The organism is Nonomuraea sp. NPDC049646, from assembly GCF_044465525.1.
Lineage (GTDB): Bacteria > Actinomycetota > Actinomycetes > Streptosporangiales > Streptosporangiaceae > Nonomuraea.
Genome location: NZ_JBITLU010000009.1, coordinates 168,444 through 185,386, shown reverse-complemented (window position 1 = coordinate 185,386; position 16,943 = coordinate 168,444). Strand labels below are relative to the sequence as shown.

Sequence of the window (16,943 nt, the reverse complement as noted above, 5' to 3'; positions counted from 1 at the left end):
CGTCACGCCAGCCGGACGGTCACCGTCACCGAAGCGCCCTCCAGCGCGGCCGTCGGCCCGAAGGCGAGCCTCAGCCGGTCGCCGGTCGCCGCCCCGGCGAGCAGTGGGTCGCCGCGCAGCACGCCGGCGACCGGCCGGTCCCAGGTCACGGTCAGCCCGTCCAGGTCGCGCCGGGGGTCGGCCACGGTCACGGTGGCCGTGCCCGCGGCGTGCTCCCTGACCAGCACGGCGCAGGGACCGGAGGCGGCCAGCGGACCGGCGGCGCCCTCGGTCCAGAAGGCGGCCGCGGTGACGCCCAGCGCGTCCACCCGGACGGCCTGCCGCCGCGCGGTGTTGGCGAGCACGCGGGCCCACCCGGGATCGGCGGCCCTGGCGGCCGTGCCCGCGCGGCTCGCGCCCGGCAGGAGCAGGTAGACGTAGCCGGCCTGGTCCGGGTCGACGCCGTGGTCGAGCCAGAGCGTGACGTAGTCGCGGGCGCCGCGCCGTTCGCGCAGGGTGCGCAGGCCGTCCGGCACCACGTAGCCGCCGTGGCCGTCGAGGTGCGCCCACCCCGCCCGGAGATCGGCGGTCAGGGGGGCGGCGGTCCTGCGGTTGTCCACGATCGTCTCGACCGGCACGCCGTCCGCGCCGCTGATCCCCGCGCCGAGGCAGACCACGGCGTCGTCGAGGAAGAACCACGACTTGAACGCCTCCATCGTGCTGTCGAGACCGTTCAGGTGCTGGCCGACGACGGCGTACGTGCCGTCCGTGGCGCCGCCGACCCAGCGGCCGGGCGGGCAGGTGTCGCCCCAGGCCGGGCCCGCGCCGTCGGGCAGCCGCCGGGTGGAGACGGTCGTGCCGGGCAGCCGGTAGGGGTCGACGGTCGTCCAGAACGAGTCGGAGTACTGGTCGGCGTGGCCGTCGGCCCACCAGTAGAGCATGCCGGAGCCGGTGTGCCAGCCCCGCAGGTTCTCGCCGTTGCCGTGCTCGTAGTGGCCGATCGTGGCGGAGGCCATGCTGAGCGCGGCGCACCAGCCCGGCCTTCGGTGCACGGCCCGCGCGCTCATCGGGAACAGCCGGTGGCCGGCGGGCTCCGGCGCGGCCGGCACGGCGTCGTCGGCGAGGACGGCGGTCAGGCGGGCGAGGAAGGCGGGGTCGGCCTCGTCCGGCATGGGCCGGCACGTCTGGCGTACCGCCCAGCCCTTGACCATTGCCTGCCAGCGGGCCCGGTCGGCGGCCGGGGCCACCTCGCCGAGCAGCAGGATCGCCGCGGCCAGCTCGCGGCCCCTGTCGTGGTCGCCGAACGGCTTCCTGCCGATCCCCCTGCCGCGCACCAGGTCCATGCAGAACCCGTCGTGCACGAACGGCGCGAACGACCGCTCCACCATGGCGAACACGGTCGGGTCCACGATCTCCCACGGCGTGCCGCGCAGCGCCGCGAACAAGGTCGCGAGCCCGGTGAGCAGCGTCACTCCGTAGGCGCCCTGGTAGGGCACGGTCGAGTGCTGGACGAACGACCCGTCCCGGTAGAAACCGTCGCCCTCGGCGACCAGGCGGAACACCGGGGCGAGCGCCGAGACGGCCAGCGCCGCCTTGCCGGGGTCGGCCCTGAGCATGGCACGCAGCAACATCACCACGCACAGGTCCACCCGGTTGGCGGCGGTGCTGGTGCCGCTGTAGTCGCCGAGACGGCTCTCGGGGACGAAGTGGTCGACCGCGTCCCGCAGCGCGGCGCTGACCCGCTCGCCCAGGTGCGGCCCGACCAGCACGGCCGCGTCGAGCAGCGCCCTCGGCACGCCGATCTCCCAGTGCCACCAGTTGCCCACCGGGTCGGCGCCGGCGGCGTACACGTGGCGGCGGTAGTGGTCGATCCCGGCGGCGACGGCGGCGGCCAGGGTCGTGTCGCCGGTCAGCCCCGTCCCCGGCAGCGCGTACGCGCGGGCCATGGCCAGCAGCCGTCCCGGCGTCGCGGCGAACGACGGGAACGGCTGGTCGGCCCAGAGCGACGTGCCCGTGAACGCCATGGCCGCGCGGTGCCGGGCCGCCCGCCGCCCCGTCTCGGCCAGCCGCGTCCGGTACGGCTCCGCGCCCGCGTCGAACCCCGACCCCGCCGTCACCTCGCGCCACTGGCGGCGCAGCCTGACGAAGGAGTCGTCCGGCGTGTGGGCGGGCTCGGGCCGGGCCAGCGCCCCCGCCACGGCGGCCACGGCGACCGCGCCCGCCTGGAGGAGGAGTCGCCTGGACGGCCGGTGCACGCCTCGATTATGACCCGGCGCCCCGGCGGGCGGTCAGACCTCCAGCAGGGTCTTGCCGGTCACCGCGCGGGCCTCGATCGCCGCGTGCGCCTCGGCCGCCCGCTCCAGCGGGAAGGTGCGCCCGACGACCGCCCTGAGCCGCCCGGCCGCCGCCTCGGCGAGCGCGTGGACGGTCCGCTCGTTCCCGTCCTGGCCCAGGGCGGCCAGTTGCTCCAGGCCGATCACGGTGACGCCCCGGCGCTCGGCCTCCGCCGGATCGACGGTCGTGACGCCGCCGCTGGACGCGCCGTGCACGGAGAACCGCCCGCCGCGCGCGGTCACCTCGAACGCCTGGCGGCCGAGCTCGCCGCCCACGCCGTCGAAGACCACGTCGGGGCCATGCCCGCCGGTCGCGTCGAGGACCTCCTTGGTCCAGCCGGGACGCGAGTAGTCGACGGCGGCCTCCGCGCCGAGCCCGGCGACCACCGCCAGCTTGGCCGCGCCGCCCGCCGCCCCGACCACCCGCGCACCGGCCCCGCGCGCGAGCTGCACGAGCAGGCTGCCGAGCCCGCCGGCGGCGGCCTGGACGAGCACCCGTTCGCCGGGCCGGATCGCGGCGTTCGCGAACAGGCCCACGGCCGTGTTGCCGTCGATGAGCAGCGCCGTGGCGTCGGCCAGCGCGAGCCCGTCCGGCACCTCGATCAGGTCGGCGGCCCTGGCCACGACCAGTTCGGCGTTCCCGCCGCCGAAGCCCGGCGTACGGGTCACCACCCGCCGCCCCACCAGCCCGGCATCGACGTCATCACCCACGGACAGCACGAGCCCTCCGACGCCCCCGCCCGGCACGTACGGCGGCTCCGGCAGCGGCGGCCCCGGCGTGAACCCCCGCCTGAGCTGCGTCTCGATGAAATTGATCTCGGCGAAGCGGACCTTCACCACGACCTCGCCCGGCCCGGCCACCGGGTCCGGGACGGTCCGCGTCTCCAGCACCTCGGGCCCGCCGAACCGCGTCACCTGCACCACTCTCATGACCACTCCTCATCCGGGACGACTTCCACGGCCAGCGTGCAACCTCAAGACGACTTGAGGTCAACTCGTCAGCCCGGCGCCCGCCCGCTTGATGGTCCTGATGATCGGCGCGGTCTCGATGTGCCGGATGGCGGGCAGCGCGCCCAGGCTGTCGGTGAGATAGCGGTAGAAGGCGGCGTCGTCGCGGCACACCACGCTGGCCGCCAGGTTCGTCGGGCCCGTGGTCGCCCCGGCGAAGGCGATCTCCGGGTGCTCGGCCAGCGCCCGGCCGGTCGCGTCGAGGTCGGCGGGCGGCACCGACATCCACAGCTGGGCCTCGACCCGGTAGTCGAGGAGCCGGGGCAGCACGTCCATGTCGAAGAACAGGGCGCCGGTCGCGCAGAGCTGTTCCATCCGCCGCCTGACCGTGGACTCCGACCAGCCGGTCGCCGCCGCCAGGTCGGCGTGGCTGGTGCGGCCGTCGCGGGACAGCTCGGCCAGCAGCGCGTCGTCGCCGGGGCCGAGCGTCACGTCCTCGCCGGTGTGGCGGGGACCGTACGGGCGGCCGGCCCGGAGATGGGCGACCTGGTCGGGGGAGAGCGCGGCGAGCCCGGCCCAGCCGATGCGGCCGCCGACGAACATGTGCAGGGTCCGGTGCGCCGACACCGCGAGCACCCGGTTGGTCCTGGCCAGCTTGGTCAGCAGCAGCGGCTCGCGTTCCCGGTCGAGGCGCTGGATGGCGCCGCAGGAGATCTCGGTGCCGCCGGACAGCAGGTGCACCCAGAACGTGTCGGGCCGCCGGCCGAGCGCCTCGGCGATCGAGGCGCCGGCATCGGGCGTGCAGCGCAGCCGGATGGCCCACGACTGGTGGCCGAGCCGCTGCCGGTCCACCACGCCGACGACCCGGACCGCGCCGCTGGAGCGCAGCCGCCGGTAGCGGCGGGCCACCCGCTGGTCGGACACCCCCAGCACCTCGGCGATCCGGCTGAACGAGGCCCGCCCGTCCACCTGCAACGCGTGCAGCAGCCCGCGGTCGACCTCGTCGAGCGTGACGTTTTCCACCAGATCAGGCTATCGAGCGAGGAAAACCGGCAGAATGGCCTCGGCGGCTGGGGTCATCCCCCGTCCGGGCCGGATTCTTGCCGCCATGACCACGACATTGACCCGTACGAGCTGGTGGCCGCTGGCCGCCGCCTGCCTGGGCGCCTTCATGCTCCTGGTGGACGTGACCATCGTCATGGTGGCCCTGCCCGGCATCACCGCCGACCTGAGGATGTCCTTCACCGACGCCCAATGGCTCCTGGACGGCTACGCCCTGGCCCTGGCCGCGCTGCTGCTGGCGGCCGGCTCGGTGGCCGACCACGCCGGGCGGCGCAAGGTGTACCTGATCGCACTCGGCGTGTTCGCGCTCGCCTCCCTGGCCTGCGGCCTCGCGCCCACCGGGGGCCTGCTGCTGGCCGCCCGCGTGCTCCAGGGGGCGGGCGGCGCCGCCATGATGGCTACGACGCTGGCCCTGATCAGCGCCACCTACCACGGCCGGGAGCGCGGCATCGCGTTCGGCGTGTGGGGCGGCGTGAACGGCGCCGCCGCGGCGCTCGCCCCCGTGCTCGGCGGGCTGCTCACCGAGCACCTGCACTGGCGGGCCGTCTTCCTGGTGAACCTGCCCATCAGCCTGGCCGCCGCCTGGATGACCTGGCGCACGGTCGGCGAGTCCCGCCTGCCGGGCGGCGGCCGGCTGGACCTGGCCGGGATGGGCACGTTCACCCTGGCGGCGGGCGCGCTCACGTACGGGCTGATCGAGGCCGGGCCCAACGGCTGGACGTCGGCGCGCACGCTGGCGCCGCTCGCCGTGGCGGTGGTCGCGTTCGCCGCGTTCGTGCTGGTGGAGTCGCGCAGCGCGCATCCCATGGTGGACCTGCGGCTGTTCGCGAACAGGGCGTTCAGCGGGATCATGGCGGGGGCCGGGCTGCTCATGCCGGCCGCGTTCGCCTGCCTGGCCTTCACCTCGCTGTGGTTGCAGCAGGCCGGCGGGCTGGGGCTCGGGCCGGTCCAGGCGGGGCTGGCGCTGACGCCGATGGCCGGCACCTCGCTGGTCGTCTCGGTCGCCGCCGCCCGCCTGCTCCCCCGGCTGACGGCGCGCGCCGCGCTCGGCGGCGGCCTGCTGCTGATCGCCGCGGGCGCGCTCCTGCAGGGCATGCTCGACGATCACTCCACGTGGACGGCGCTCGCGCCGGGCCTGGTGGTGACCGGGATCGGCGTCGGCCTGGCCATCCCGGCCCTCAGCTCGGCGGCCATGGCGCACGTCCCGCCGCACCGGGCCGGGATGGCGGCGGGCGCGGTCAACACCGTCAGGCAGCTCGGGTACGCCCTCGGCGTCGCCGGGTTCGGCATCCTGTTCCAGGACGGCATGACCGGGCCGGGCGCGTTCCCCTCGGCGCTGAACGCCGTCTACCTGGCCGCCGCGGTCACCGGGCTGTTCGCCGGGCTGCTGGTGCTGGCCGCCGTCCGGCCCGCGCGGCCGGCGTGAGCGGGGCGGCCGGCGCGGTCAGCGTGAGCGGGGCGGCCGGCGCGGCCGGCGTGAGCGGGGCGGCCGGCGCGGTCAGTGTGAGCGGGGCGGCGGCTCGCGGGCCAGCCAGGTGAGGGCGGTCAGCAGGTGCACCCGCCACCAGTAGCCGTCGTGGCCGCCGACCCACGCCGCGCACCGGTGGGCCACGCCCGCCCCGGCCAGGCGCGCGGCCAGCGAGCGCGCGCAGTCGAGCGAGGCCGGTTCGAGCGTGCCCGCCGCGAGGTAGCGCGGCGCCCGTACGGAGGTGTCGAGGAGCTGCGGCAGCAGGTCGGGGCTGAGGGCGACGGCCGCGGCGATCCTGCCGGGGCACCAGTCGGCGGCGGTCAGCGCGAAGGCCGCGCCGTCGGAGAACCCGGCGCTGATGACGTGGCTCGCCTCGGGGAAGCCGGGCAGGACCTCGCCGACGACGAAGGCCAGGTGCGCCGCGAAGCGCCGCGGGTCGGCGTAGGGCAGGTACTCCCTGGCCCGCCCGTCCGGGTACGGCCCCGGCGCGTCGGCGGCGTGCGGACCGGCCAGGATGAGCGGCGGCAGCGCCCCGGCCAGGATCGCCGGCTCCAGCACCCGGGCGTGCGACTCGGCGGCCCGCCCGTCGGCCAGCAGGCACAGGGGCATCCGCCGGATCGGGCCGGGCGGCCGGTAGACGGTGATCGCGCGGCGCTCGCCCAGGTGGACGCTGCTGATCTCGCGGGTGACGAGCGTGCCGGCGAGCCGGGCGGCCGTCGCGGGGGCGGGGGCGGCGCGGGAGCCGCGCCAGATCCGCTCCACCGGCCGGCCGCCGGGAGGGATCGCGGTGACGCCGATCACGGCCCGGTCCAGGTGCCGTACGCGCAGGGACAGCTCCCACAGGTCGGCCGCCCCCTTGACCGGCCACATCGGGAACCGCACGCCCCCGACGAGCTGGGCGTTGGGCCCCTGCCAGAGCACGTGCAGCGCGTCGTCGTCCTCGCCCCAGACGGCCAGCGGCCCGCCGGTCAGCATGGGCCGCAGCTCGGCCAGGGCGCGCCGCCGCCACACGCGGGCGAAGTGCACGCCGTCGGGCAGCTCGTGGGCGTAGCGGCGCCTGGCCCGGCGGCGGTTGCCCCGCAGCAGCGCCTGGTTGCGCTGGGCGAGCGTCTCGCGCCCGGCGGCGGCGCGTTCCTCGTCCGTCACGCCGGCCTCGCCGAAGGCGACCTTGTCACCGTGGAACTCGATGGTCTGCACGGCGAGCCGATCACCTGGGGGCATACCTGTACCAAAGCCTGCCCGCCGGCCCTGCGCAAGAATCCCAGGTCAGTGGACGCGGCTCCGGATCAGCCGGTCGAGCAGGGCGTGCACCTGGGCGGGTGACAGGGCGGCGCCCTCGCGCAGGCACTCGGCCAGCTCGGCGGCGGGCAGCGCGTGCCGGATCAGCCGCTCCCGCTCGGCGCCGTCGGCCGGGTCCAGCTCCGGCGGCGAGAAGCCGACCCGGGCCCCGACCGCCTCGACCGCGCCGAGCAGCCGGGCGCCGTCCCGCGGCAGCCCGCCCGCGGTGAGCACCCCGGCCAGCGTGTGCGCCATGACCAGCCAGGACGTGACGTCCTTGTCCTCGTCGAGCATGCGCAGGATCGGCAGCCCGGACGCCAGCGGCCGGTCGGTACGGCCGCCCAGCAGGTCGATCTTCATCAGCAGCCAGGTCGAGGAGGCGGTGACGAAGCGGTGTCCGGTCCTGGTGGCCACCTCGATCGACCGGGTCAGCCAGCCGGCCGCCTCGCCCGTCTCCCGGGCGAAGACCAGCAGCATGCCGAGCACCATCAGCGCCTCGGCGTGCAGCCACGCCATGCCGGCCACCTCGGCCAGGTCGAGCGCGGCGCGGGCGTCGGCCAGGGCGTTCGGCGCCCCGCACAGGCCGCCGAACAGCGCGCGGTAGGTCAGGGCGCGCCCCTCGGCGACCAGGTCGTCGGCCAGCCGGGCCATCTCGGCGGCCTCCCTGGCCCGCCGGCTCGCGGCGACGAAGTCGCCGGCCAGGTAGTGCAGGCCGGCCATGCCGATCAGCGCCTGGGAGCGCACGCCGGGCTCGGCGTCGGGGTAGAGCTCCATGGCCGCCGACAGGCTGGCCAGCCCCTCGGCGACGTGGCCCCTGCGGTACCAGAACCACGACAGCAGGCCGGTGAGCCGCAGCGCGTACCCGCCGTCGCCGGCCAGCATCGCCGAGGTGAACGCGGCCCGGTGCTCGGCCTGGTCGGCGAGGAGCACCTCCATCGCGGCGGCGGCCCCCTCGCCGCGGATCCTGGCGTCGGCGGCCTCGGCGCGGGCCAGCACCCAGGCGCGGTGCGCGGCCTGGGCCTCGGCCAGCTCGGCCGGGTCCTGCCGGGCGCGGGCGAACTCCTTGATCGTCTCCAGCAGCCGGTAGCGGCGCGGGGAGGTGCCGGGCTCGACGGCGACCAGCGACTTGCGCACCAGCGCGCCCAGGCCGCCCAGGACCGGCCGCCCGCACACCGCGGCCGCGGCGTCCAGGTCGAAGCCGGAGGCGAACGCGCCGAGCCGGTGGAACAGCTCGCGCTCGGCGGGTTCGAGCAGGTCGTAGCTCCACTCCACGGTACGGGCGAGCGTGCGGTGCCGCCGGGGGCCGGCGCCGTCGGTGAGCACGCTGAACCGGTCGTCCATCGAGGTGAGGATCTGCTCGACCGACAACATGCGGCACTGCCCGGCGGCCAGCTCGACCGCCAGGGGCAGCCCGTCGAGCCCCAGGCAGAGGCGTTCGGCGTTGGCCAGCTCCGCGGGCGTGGGCTCCCAGCCGGGCGCGGCGGCCCTGGCCCGGCTCAGGAACAGGTCGCGGGCGTCCGCCGTGGACAGCGGCGGCACGTCGTACAGGGCCTCGCCCGGCACGCCCAGCGTCTCCCGGCTGGTGGCCAGCACGCGTACGCCGCCCGCCCCGGCCAGCAGCTCCGACACCGTGTCGCGGACGGCCGCCACGAGGTGCTCGCAGTTGTCGATCACCAGCAGCGGGCTCCGGCCGCGCAGCGCGTACGCCAGGCGTTGCCCGGTGACCGGCCCGGTGAGCCCGAGCACCTGGGCGATGGCCCCGGCCACCAGCGAAGGGTCGGCCAGCCCGGCCAGCTCGACCAGCCACGGCCCGTCGGCGTCGTCCCTGGCCCGCGCGGTCTCCAGCGCCAGCCGGGTCTTGCCGATGCCGCCCGGCCCGCTGAGGGTGACCAGCCGGTGCTCGGCGAGCAGCGCGGCCACCTGCTCGACCTCGGCCGCCCGGCCGACCAGCGCGGTCACGGGGAAGGGCAGGTTGCCGCCGCGTTCGGGCAGCGGCGCGGCGACGCCGGGACGCAGCGCGTCGTCCTGGGCCAGCACCGCCGCCTCCAGCTCGCGCAGCCCCGGCCCCGGATCGATGCCCAGCTCCTCGGCCAGCACGCGGCGGGCTGAGCGCAGCGCGGCCAGCGCGTCGCCCTGGCGGCCCGACCGGTACAGGGCCAGCACCAGCAGCTCCCAGCCGCGCTCGCTCATGGGCTGCTCGGCGGTGAGCTTCTCCAGCTCCGGCACCACGGCCGCGTGCCGGCCGAGCGCGAGCTGCGCGGCGTACAGGCTCTCCCGCGCCGACAGGAACAGCCCTTGGAGCCGCGCGATCTCCGGCACGGCGAAGGCGGCGCCCGCGAACTCCCCGTACGGCTGGCCGCCCCACAGCTCCACGGCTTCGCTCAGCACGGCCAGCGCCGAGCCGTGGTCGCCCGACTCCAGCAGGAGCTGCCCTTCGGCGACCTTGCGGGCGAACCGCTCGGCGTCCACGGCGTCGGGCTCGACGCGCAGCGTGTAGCCGTTGCCGACGCGGGCCAGCACGTTCCCCGGCGACCGGCTGGTCCGGCCGGGTTCGAGGGCCTTGCGCAGCCTGGTGATGTAGGAGTGCAGGGTCGGCATCGAGGCGGGCTCGCCCTCGTCCCAGGCGGCGTCGAGCACGCGTTCGGCAGAGACCACCTGCCCGCGCGCCGCGACCAGCACGGCCAGCACTGCGCGCTGTCTCGGGCCGCCGAGCGCGACCTCCACCCCGTCGATCTCGGCCACGATGGGCCCCAGCACCTTGACGCGCAGCGCCACTTTCCACCTCGGTTCCGCGGCCCGGGCCGCCCCGGGTCAAGGAAGCTTAAATGAGGTTCAGCACTGATCGCTGCTTTGTTACGACTTGACTTATTCGTCATCTCCCCAGTTCGGAGCCAGGTTCCGGGCGATCCGGATGTCGTCGTTGCTCGTGCCGGCGGGCACCATGGGCCACACCATCGCGTCCCGGTGCACGACGAAGTCCACCACCACCGGCCGGTCGTCGATCGCCATGGCCTTCTCGACGACCGCGTCCACCTCCTCGGGGCGTTCGCAGCGCAGGCCGTGGCAGCCGTACGCCTCGGCCAGCGCGACGAAGTCGGGGATGCGGCGGGCGGCGCGCAGGTCGGTGTTGGAGTGGCGGCCGTCGTACATGAGGGTCTGCCACTGACGGACCATGCCGAGGCTGCCGTTGTTGATCACGGCCACCTTGATCGGCACGCCCTCCAGCGCGCACACGGCCAGCTCCTGGTTGGTCATCTGGAAGCAGCCGTCGCCGTCGATCGCCCACACCGTGCGCCCGGGGCAGCCGATCTTGGCCCCCATCGCGGCGGGGATCGCGAAGCCCATCGTGCCCGCGCCGCCGGAGTTGATGAACGAGCCCGGCCGCTCGTGGGCGATGAACTGGGCGGCCCACATCTGGTGCTGGCCCACGCCGGAGGTGTAGACGGCCTCCGGCCCGGCCAGGGCGCTCAGCCGCTGCATGACGTACTGCGGGGCGAGTGTGCCCTCGACCGTCTCGTAGCCCAGCGGGTACGTGCGCCGGTAGCCCTCCAGCGTGCCCGTGCGGGACGTCCGGGGGGCGTGGCGCGGCCACCAGCGCCGGGGTGTCGTCCATCGGCGCGAGCGAGCCGGCCTGGCGCAGGATGTCCGACTCCAGCGACCGCCGCTCGACCGCGACCAGGCGCAGCTCGCGCAGGCGGCTCACCTCGATGATCGCCCACGGCTCGTCCCGGAACTCCTCGTACGGCGAGCCGCGCCACAGCCCGAGCGCCTCCTCCAGGCAGGCCAGCGCCTCCTCGGCCGACCGGAACTCGGCCCGCTTCACCAGCTCGGCGAACCGGAGCGCGTCCACGTCGGCGGCGGCCAGCAGGTAGCCGGGCGGGCGGGCGATCAGCGTCCTGGGGCGGGCGCGCGGCCCGCGGTCCGGCTCGATCGCGCGGCGCAGGTTGGAGACGTAGGAGTGCAGGGTGGGCAGGGCGCTGGGCGGGGCGGCGTCGCCGTACAGGTCGTCGATCAGCGTCTCGGCGGGGACCACGGCTCCCTGCGCGACCAGCAGCCGGGCCAGCACGGCCCGCGGACGGGGGCCGCCGAGACCGACCGCGTTGCCGTCGGCGTCGCGGACCTCCAGCGGCCCCAGAACTCGGAATTCCACGTTGTCCCACTCATCGGCTTCGTCCAGATCGATCACAGTATGGTCGGGCCGACTTGCAGGAGACTGGAACCCCTTACGTGCCCGCCCTGATCGGCACGACGTTGCCCGGCCCGCCGCGGCGTGGCAGCGCGAACCAGGTGGCCTTGCCGACCAGGTCGGGGTGGGTCAGGTAACGCTGGGGATGGCAGCCGTAGAAGCCGTCGGAGAGCCGGGCGACGATGCGCAGCCCCCGTCCGTGCTCGGCGGACGGGTCGGGGACCGAGGGGGCGGGCAGGGGCGGGCCGGCGTCCACGACGACGCACATGACCTCCTTGGCGTCCACGTGGAGGAGCAGCTCATAGGGGCCCTCGCCGTACATGAACGCGTTGGTGACCAGCTCGCTCACCATGAGGACGGCGTCGTCCACGACGTCGTCGTGCAGGTCGAGCCCGGACAGCTCCTCGCGGATGATCGACCGGGCGTGGCCGACGGTCCGGGCGTCCGGGCGCAACGGCCATACGTACTGCATCCGGCTCCGCCGGGCCGACCGCAGCCTGGACATGGCCTCTCCATCCTGGGAAGGGCGGCGACGAATGCTCGTTTCAGTCAACACGAGACCTGCCTCCGAATTTGTCGGACATGCGGCTGTCCAAACCTGTACGCACGGAAGGGCCGTCCGGGTCGAACGTTTTCCGAGAAATCCCGACTTTCTTCGCAGCCCGACATGTCTTCCCAGGTCAGCGGGTACGGACAGGGCCATGAGCAGTCCTGACGAGAACACCCCCGCGACCGGCGCCGAACCGCTCCCCGACCCGGCCGGGCGTCCGGCGGAACCTCCGGGTGAGCGGCCGGGCGCGGCGCGGAAGATGCCGGCGGGACACAAGCCCGCCGGGCAGGCGGCGCTGGAGCAGGCCCTGTCGCAGTCGGGCAAGCACCTGGAGGACCTGACCGGCGAGCCGCCCGACCGGCCGCGCGGCTAGCACGGGACGAACCCGCGGCCCCGCAACCGGCCGGGCCCGCGGCTACGGCCGGCCGATGCCGGCGCCCACCTCCTCGATGAGGTCGTCGACCCGCCTGGCCAGCTCCACGTCGAGGGCCGTCACCGCGCCCACGGAGGCCGTCCTGACCACGATGGCCAGGCCGTCGGCGGTGTCCTGGAGCTGGGGCTGCCGGCCGAAGGTGGCCTTGAGCCGGTCGAGCGCGCGGCGGACGGCACGCAGGTTCTCCCGCGGCAGGGAGATCTCCCGGCGCAGCGACGAGCGGTCGCCGGTCCACAGCGGCAGGGCGGCCAGGGCCGCGGCGATCTCGTCGGCGGTGAGCGGGGCGGTGTGCCCCTTGGGGCCGGTGATGCCGCCGCCGCTGTCCGGCGGGTCGAACAGGGGGCGTACCTGCTCGGGGATGTGCAGCCGGGCGATCAGCTCGGGATCCTGCTCGGCGACGGCGGCCAGCACGGCCTGGGCCCTGATCCTGGCCTGCTCGGGCGGACGGCGGCCGAGCAGCGCCGCCTGCCGGACGAAACCCTCCTCGGTGCCGTCGTTGCGCGGATGGTCCATGGGGAAGTCGTCGGTCAGCTCGGGCGGCAGGGCGTCGATGAGCTCGCGCCGGTCGTCGTCGTCGAGCGTGCGGGCGAGCGTGGTCAGCGTGGCCTCCGCCGCCGCTCTGGCCGGGCCGGCGCCGAGGCCCGTCATGCGGCCGATGGACGCCAAGAGTGCACGATATTCCATGATTCGTCCCCCGATCCGAACCTTCAGGCTCCTCGTGCCCAGGTCAGGGCCGCCGACACCTCCACACGACCTGGGGGGTGAGGGGCACGTCGGTGACGCGTCCGGCCAGCTCGGGCATGGCGGCGGCGACCGCGTTGCCGATGGCGGCGGGCGGGCCGATCGTGCCCGCCTCGCCCGCCCCCTTCATGCCGCCCGGGGTGAGCGGTGAGGGGGTCTCCAGCAGCACGATCTCGATGTCGGGCACCTCGCGGGTGGTCGGCAGCAGGTACTCGGCCAGCGGCTGCCCCTCCTCGGTGTGGACGATCTCCTCGGTCAGCGCCATGCCGATGCTCTGCGCGACCCCGCCGCGGATCTGGCCCTCGACCACGGACGGGTTGACCAGCGTCCCGGCGTCGTTGACCACCCAGTAGCGCTCCACCTCGACCGCGCCGGTCTCGGGGTCCACCGCGACGGCGGCGGCGTGCGCGCCGTAGGCGAAGGTGTAGGCGGCCGGGTCGTAGCTGACCCGCTCCTCCAGGCCCGGCGTGACGCCTTCCGGCAGGTCCCAGGCCCGCCATGCGGACGTGGCCAGCTCCCGCAGCGGCACCGACGCCCGCGGGTCGCCCTTGACGCGCACGCACTCCTCGGCGATCTCCAGGTCGCCGGGCGCCGCCTCCAGCCGGTGGGCGGCGATGGCCAGCAGCTTGTCCCGCAGCCGGGCGGCGGCCTGGACGAGCGCCCCGCCGCCGACCGCGAGCGACCGGCTGGCGATCGACCCGATCGACGAGTACGGCGTCGCCGCCGTGTCCCCCAGCACCACCCGCACCCGCTCGATCGGCACCCCCATCCGGTCGGCCGCGACCTGGGCCAGCGCCGTCTCGATGCCCTGCCCGATCGAGACCACCCCGGACGACACCACCACCGACGCGTCCGGCTCCATCCGCAGCACCGCCGTCTCGTAGCCGCCCGCCTGGATGCCCGACGCCTTCATCTCCATCGACGGGCCCAGGCCGGTGGTCTCGACGTGGCAGGAGTAGCCGATGCCGCGCCGTCGGCCGTCGTCCACACCGGTGACCGGGGTGACCAGGTCACGCAGGGTGCGCAGGGCCCGGGGGTAGTCGCCGGAGTCGTACTGCTGGTAGACCCGGCTCGTGCACGGCAGCTCGTCCGGCGTCAGCATGTTGCGCAGCCGCAGCTCGACCGGGTCGAGGCCGAGCCGCCGGGCCGCCTCGTCGATCAGGCGCTCCCTGGTCCAGGTGCACTCGGGCTGCCCGAAGCCGCGGTAGGAGCCGGTCGGGGTGGTGTTGGTGACCACCCCGCGCACCCGTACGCCGACCCGCTCGAACCGGTACGGCCCCGGCAGCAGGGTGGCCGAGACCGCGAAGGGCGAGATGCCCACGTTTGAGGGATGGGCGCCGAGGTCGCCGAGGATGTCGGCGTGCAGGGCGACGAACCGGCCCTGGCCGTCGAGCGCCAGCCTGGCCCGGTGGACGGCGGCCCGCGCGGGCAGGGTCGCCGTCAGCCGGTCGCCGGGGGACTCGGTCCAGCTCACCGGGCGGCCCGTCCGCATCGCGGCCAGGCAGACGAGCGCCTCGTCGGGGTAGACGTGCTCCTTGCCGCCGAACCCGCCGCCGACGTCCCGGCTGATCACGCGTACCCGGTCGTGGGCGAGCCCGAACGCGTCGGCCAGGTGCTCGCGGACGTGGTGCGGGGCCTGGGACGAGAGGTGCACGGTCAGCTCGTCGTCGGCGTAGGAGGCCACGACGCCGCGCGGCTCGACGGGATGCGGCGAGATCCGGCCCATCCTGAACGTCATCTCGACGACGTGCTCGGCGGACTCGGCGAACTCCGCGCAGTCGGCGTCGCCGAGCAGGAAGTCGGTGACCAGGTTCGTGCCCCACTCGGGGTAGAGCAGCGGCGCGTCCTCGTCGAGTGCGCGTTCCGCGCCGACGGCCGCGGGCGACTGGTCGAGCTCCAGGTCCAGCAGGTCCGCGGCGTCGCGGGCGGCGGCGGGGGTGCCTGCCACGACGACGGCGAGCGGCTGGCCGGCGTACCTGATCGTGTCGTCGAGCACCCGGTAGGAGGTGAGCCGCTGGCCGGGGGCCAGGGTGACGCAGGGCAGCAGCAGCCCCGCGGCGTCGGCGGGGGTGATGACGTCGAGCACGCCCTCGACCGTCCAGGCCGCCTTGGCGTCGCAGCCGAGGAGCCGTCCGTGCGCGACGGGGCTGCGCACCACCACCGCGTACGCCATGCCAGGCAGGCGTACGTTGCCGACGTATCTCCCCTTTCCGGTCAGCAGTCTGGCGTCTTCCCTGCGAGGCGTCCGCGCGCCGACATAGCCCATGGGCCGATTGTGCGCGCCGCGAGGCGTGCGGTCCATATACGATCTCGCCGGGCGGCAGGCGAGAAAGACCAGGTCAGCGGGGGTATCGATGCAGACATTTCTTCCGTATCCGGATTTCGCGGCCAGTGCCGGGGTCCTGGATGCGCTGCGGCTGGGCAAGCAGCGCGTGGAGGCCCTGCAGGTGCTGCGCGCCCTGATCGTCCCCGGCTACGGCTGGCGCCACCACCCCGCCGTCAAGATGTGGGCCGGCTACGAGGAGGCCCTGGTCCGCTACGGGCTCGACGTCTGCGACCGCTGGTGCTCGACCGGCCGGGCCGACACCTGCGCGGCCACGATGTCCGTCGAGCTGGGCCGCGCCTGCGGCACCCCCGTCATCCGCACCCAGCACGAGCTGGCGGCGGCCGGCGAGCTGCCGCCCTGGCTCGGCGACGACGCCTTCCACCTCAGCCACCGCTCCGCCCTCCTGCGCAAGAACCCCGACCACTACCGCCCCCTCTTCGGCGACGAGCCCGACGACCTCGCATACGTCTGGCCCACCTCGGGCCGCCCGCCCACCTGCCTACCGGCCTGACCTCCCACCGGCGCCCACGCCTGCCTACCCGCCTGAACCCCCTCCGGCGCCCACGCCTGCCCCGGTGAGGACGCCCTCCACGTGCCGCGTCGCCGTGGCGGCGCCGAAGGCGACGAGCCGCACCAGATCCTCGTCCGTCGTCGCGGCGCCGCGCCAGGCGGCGACGTCCGCGTCGGTGACCCGGTAGGGCGCGAGGGCGGCGAGCAGCGCGAGCCTGGCTGCCGGCCGTTCTTCGCCGGGCACGCCCGTCAGCGGGCCCGACAGCCGGTCGCCCATCGGCGGGTGCTCGCCGTCCCAGGCCGCGACCGCCTCGGTGACGGCCGTCCGCGCCGCCTCGCCGAGCAGCTCACCGCCCGCCCCCGCGACGGCCATGAGCGTGGCGTACGCCGTGCCGACCGGCGTCCCGGCCGCCCAGGCGGGCTCGGGGGACGTGGGCAGGCCGGCCAGCACGTCCAGGCCCGCGCCGGGCGGCAGCTCCCTGCGTACCGTCCGGGACATGGCCCGGCCGCCCACGCTGCGCACCAGGCGCGACTTCTGCAGGTTGCCCGGCAGCAGGTTCTCCGTGAGCAGGGACGAGGCGATCCGGTTGACGAAGTGGAAGGTCAGCGCGGTGCCGACGTACGCGGGCGCCTCGTCCGCGGGGAAGGGCGCGGGCACGCGCCGGTCCTTGGCCCACCGCAGCAGCGCGGCGTGCCCGGGATCCGCCGGCACGCCCCCGGCCGCGACGGTCTCGGCCAGCCTGTGGTCGCCGGTGGCGTGCAGCAGCGTGGTGTGCGCGGCCACGCAGAACGGGCACCGGTTGGCCAGCGACACTCCCAGCGCCACCACCTCCCTGCCGGTCCTGGAGCCCGGCCCGGCCAGCAGCGACTCCCGCAGCAGCGCCCACGTCCCGGCCAGTACGGCGGGAGCGGGCGACAAGGTCAGGAAGACCGCCATGCGGGCCATGCCGAAGTCGTCGGCGAGGCGCGCGTAGACCTGGGCCACCCGGCCGGTGGCGTCCTGCGGCCGGACGGGCGTGACGTAGCGGAACTGGCCCGCGGGCGTCGGCGTCGTGTTCATGGCCGCCATGGTGGGGCCCGGGACGGGCCGGAGTCGTCCTGCCCGGGATGACTTCCGCGGCTACGGCGC

Annotated in this window: 12 protein-coding genes and 2 pseudogenes; 3 read left to right on the top strand and 11 right to left on the bottom strand. The window is 75.4% G+C overall.

Annotated elements, in window-relative coordinates; all coding sequences use genetic code 11:
* Positions 1-2: 2 nt before the first annotated feature.
* From ACIBQ8_RS27270 to ACIBQ8_RS27260, 3 genes are read right to left on the bottom strand one after another with little or no spacing between them, the layout of a single operon-like run.
* Complete coding sequence (locus ACIBQ8_RS27270; protein WP_397193295.1) at positions 3-2,234, bottom strand: polysaccharide lyase 8 family protein; 2,232 nt, start codon at positions 2,232-2,234, stop codon at positions 3-5.
* 33 nt (positions 2,235-2,267) lie between these two features.
* Positions 2,268-3,242, bottom strand: a complete 975-nt coding sequence (locus tag ACIBQ8_RS27265) for a zinc-binding dehydrogenase (protein ID WP_397178672.1) — start codon at positions 3,240-3,242, stop codon at positions 2,268-2,270.
* A gap of 60 nt (positions 3,243-3,302) precedes the next feature.
* A complete protein-coding gene (locus ACIBQ8_RS27260; protein ID WP_397178673.1) occupies positions 3,303-4,283 on the bottom strand; it encodes an Lrp/AsnC family transcriptional regulator in 981 nt (326 codons plus the stop codon).
* 85 nt (positions 4,284-4,368) lie between these two features.
* Here ACIBQ8_RS27260 and ACIBQ8_RS27255 point away from each other — a divergent pair, with 85 nt between their 5' ends.
* Complete coding sequence (locus tag ACIBQ8_RS27255; protein WP_397193294.1) at positions 4,369-5,748, top strand: MFS transporter; 1,380 nt, start codon at positions 4,369-4,371, stop codon at positions 5,746-5,748.
* 72 nt (positions 5,749-5,820) lie between these two features.
* On the opposite strand, the gene ACIBQ8_RS27250 is transcribed toward ACIBQ8_RS27255, so the two are convergent.
* The 5 genes and pseudogenes from ACIBQ8_RS27250 to ACIBQ8_RS27230 form a co-directional block, all read right to left on the bottom strand.
* Complete coding sequence (locus ACIBQ8_RS27250) at positions 5,821-7,011, bottom strand: alpha/beta hydrolase (protein WP_397193293.1); 1,191 nt, start codon at positions 7,009-7,011, stop codon at positions 5,821-5,823.
* A gap of 45 nt (positions 7,012-7,056) precedes the next feature.
* Positions 7,057-9,843: a BTAD domain-containing putative transcriptional regulator gene (locus tag ACIBQ8_RS27245; protein ID WP_397193292.1), complete on the bottom strand. Its 2,787-nt coding sequence runs from the start codon at positions 9,841-9,843 to the stop codon at positions 7,057-7,059.
* Between the two features lie 90 nt (positions 9,844-9,933).
* Positions 9,934-10,608: pseudogene (locus ACIBQ8_RS27240) on the bottom strand (thiamine pyrophosphate-dependent enzyme); the annotation flags it as partial.
* A gap of 178 nt (positions 10,609-10,786) precedes the next feature.
* A pseudogene (locus ACIBQ8_RS27235) lies at positions 10,787-11,101 on the bottom strand (BTAD domain-containing putative transcriptional regulator); the annotation flags it as partial.
* Between the two features lie 190 nt (positions 11,102-11,291).
* On the bottom strand, positions 11,292-11,759 hold the full coding sequence (locus tag ACIBQ8_RS27230) for an ATP-binding protein (protein ID WP_352318303.1): 468 nt from the start codon (positions 11,757-11,759) through the stop codon (positions 11,292-11,294).
* A 196-nt stretch (positions 11,760-11,955) separates the two neighbouring features.
* Between ACIBQ8_RS27230 and ACIBQ8_RS27225 the strand changes: the two genes are divergently transcribed.
* Complete coding sequence (locus tag ACIBQ8_RS27225; RefSeq protein WP_397193291.1) at positions 11,956-12,177, top strand: hypothetical protein; 222 nt, start codon at positions 11,956-11,958, stop codon at positions 12,175-12,177.
* Positions 12,178-12,219: 42 nt separating this feature from the next.
* Here ACIBQ8_RS27225 and ACIBQ8_RS27220 read toward each other — a convergent pair whose 3' ends face one another.
* Together ACIBQ8_RS27220 and ACIBQ8_RS27215 are read right to left on the bottom strand one after the other, a co-directional pair.
* A complete protein-coding gene (locus ACIBQ8_RS27220; protein WP_397178678.1) occupies positions 12,220-12,903 on the bottom strand; it encodes a DUF2267 domain-containing protein in 684 nt (227 codons plus the stop codon).
* A gap of 61 nt (positions 12,904-12,964) precedes the next feature.
* Positions 12,965-15,244: a xanthine dehydrogenase family protein molybdopterin-binding subunit gene (locus ACIBQ8_RS27215; RefSeq protein ID WP_397193290.1), complete on the bottom strand. Its 2,280-nt coding sequence runs from the start codon at positions 15,242-15,244 to the stop codon at positions 12,965-12,967.
* Positions 15,245-15,332: 88 nt separating this feature from the next.
* Between ACIBQ8_RS27215 and ACIBQ8_RS27210 the strand changes: the two genes are divergently transcribed.
* Positions 15,333-15,815, top strand: coding sequence for an MSMEG_6728 family protein (locus ACIBQ8_RS27210; protein ID WP_397178680.1), 483 nt, complete (start codon positions 15,333-15,335; stop codon positions 15,813-15,815).
* A gap of 24 nt (positions 15,816-15,839) precedes the next feature.
* Here ACIBQ8_RS27210 and ACIBQ8_RS27205 read toward each other — a convergent pair whose 3' ends face one another.
* Positions 15,840-16,874: a carboxymuconolactone decarboxylase family protein gene (locus ACIBQ8_RS27205; protein ID WP_397193289.1), complete on the bottom strand. Its 1,035-nt coding sequence runs from the start codon at positions 16,872-16,874 to the stop codon at positions 15,840-15,842.
* Positions 16,875-16,943 lie beyond the last annotated feature (69 nt).

Coding starts and splice junctions, on each gene's coding strand:
- ACIBQ8_RS27265 (WP_397178672.1), bottom strand. CDS start 3,242: ATGAGAGTGGTGCAGGTGACGCGGTTCGGCGGGCCCGAGGTGCTGGAG.
- ACIBQ8_RS27255 (WP_397193294.1), top strand. CDS start 4,369: ATGACCACGACATTGACCCGTACGAGCTGGTGGCCGCTGGCCGCCGCC.
- ACIBQ8_RS27250 (WP_397193293.1), bottom strand. CDS start 7,011: ATGCCCCCAGGTGATCGGCTCGCCGTGCAGACCATCGAGTTCCACGGT.
- ACIBQ8_RS27230 (WP_352318303.1), bottom strand. CDS start 11,759: ATGTCCAGGCTGCGGTCGGCCCGGCGGAGCCGGATGCAGTACGTATGG.
- ACIBQ8_RS27225 (WP_397193291.1), top strand. CDS start 11,956: ATGAGCAGTCCTGACGAGAACACCCCCGCGACCGGCGCCGAACCGCTC.
- ACIBQ8_RS27215 (WP_397193290.1), bottom strand. CDS start 15,244: ATGGGCTATGTCGGCGCGCGGACGCCTCGCAGGGAAGACGCCAGACTG.
- ACIBQ8_RS27210 (WP_397178680.1), top strand. CDS start 15,333: ATGCAGACATTTCTTCCGTATCCGGATTTCGCGGCCAGTGCCGGGGTC.
- ACIBQ8_RS27205 (WP_397193289.1), bottom strand. CDS start 16,874: ATGAACACGACGCCGACGCCCGCGGGCCAGTTCCGCTACGTCACGCCC.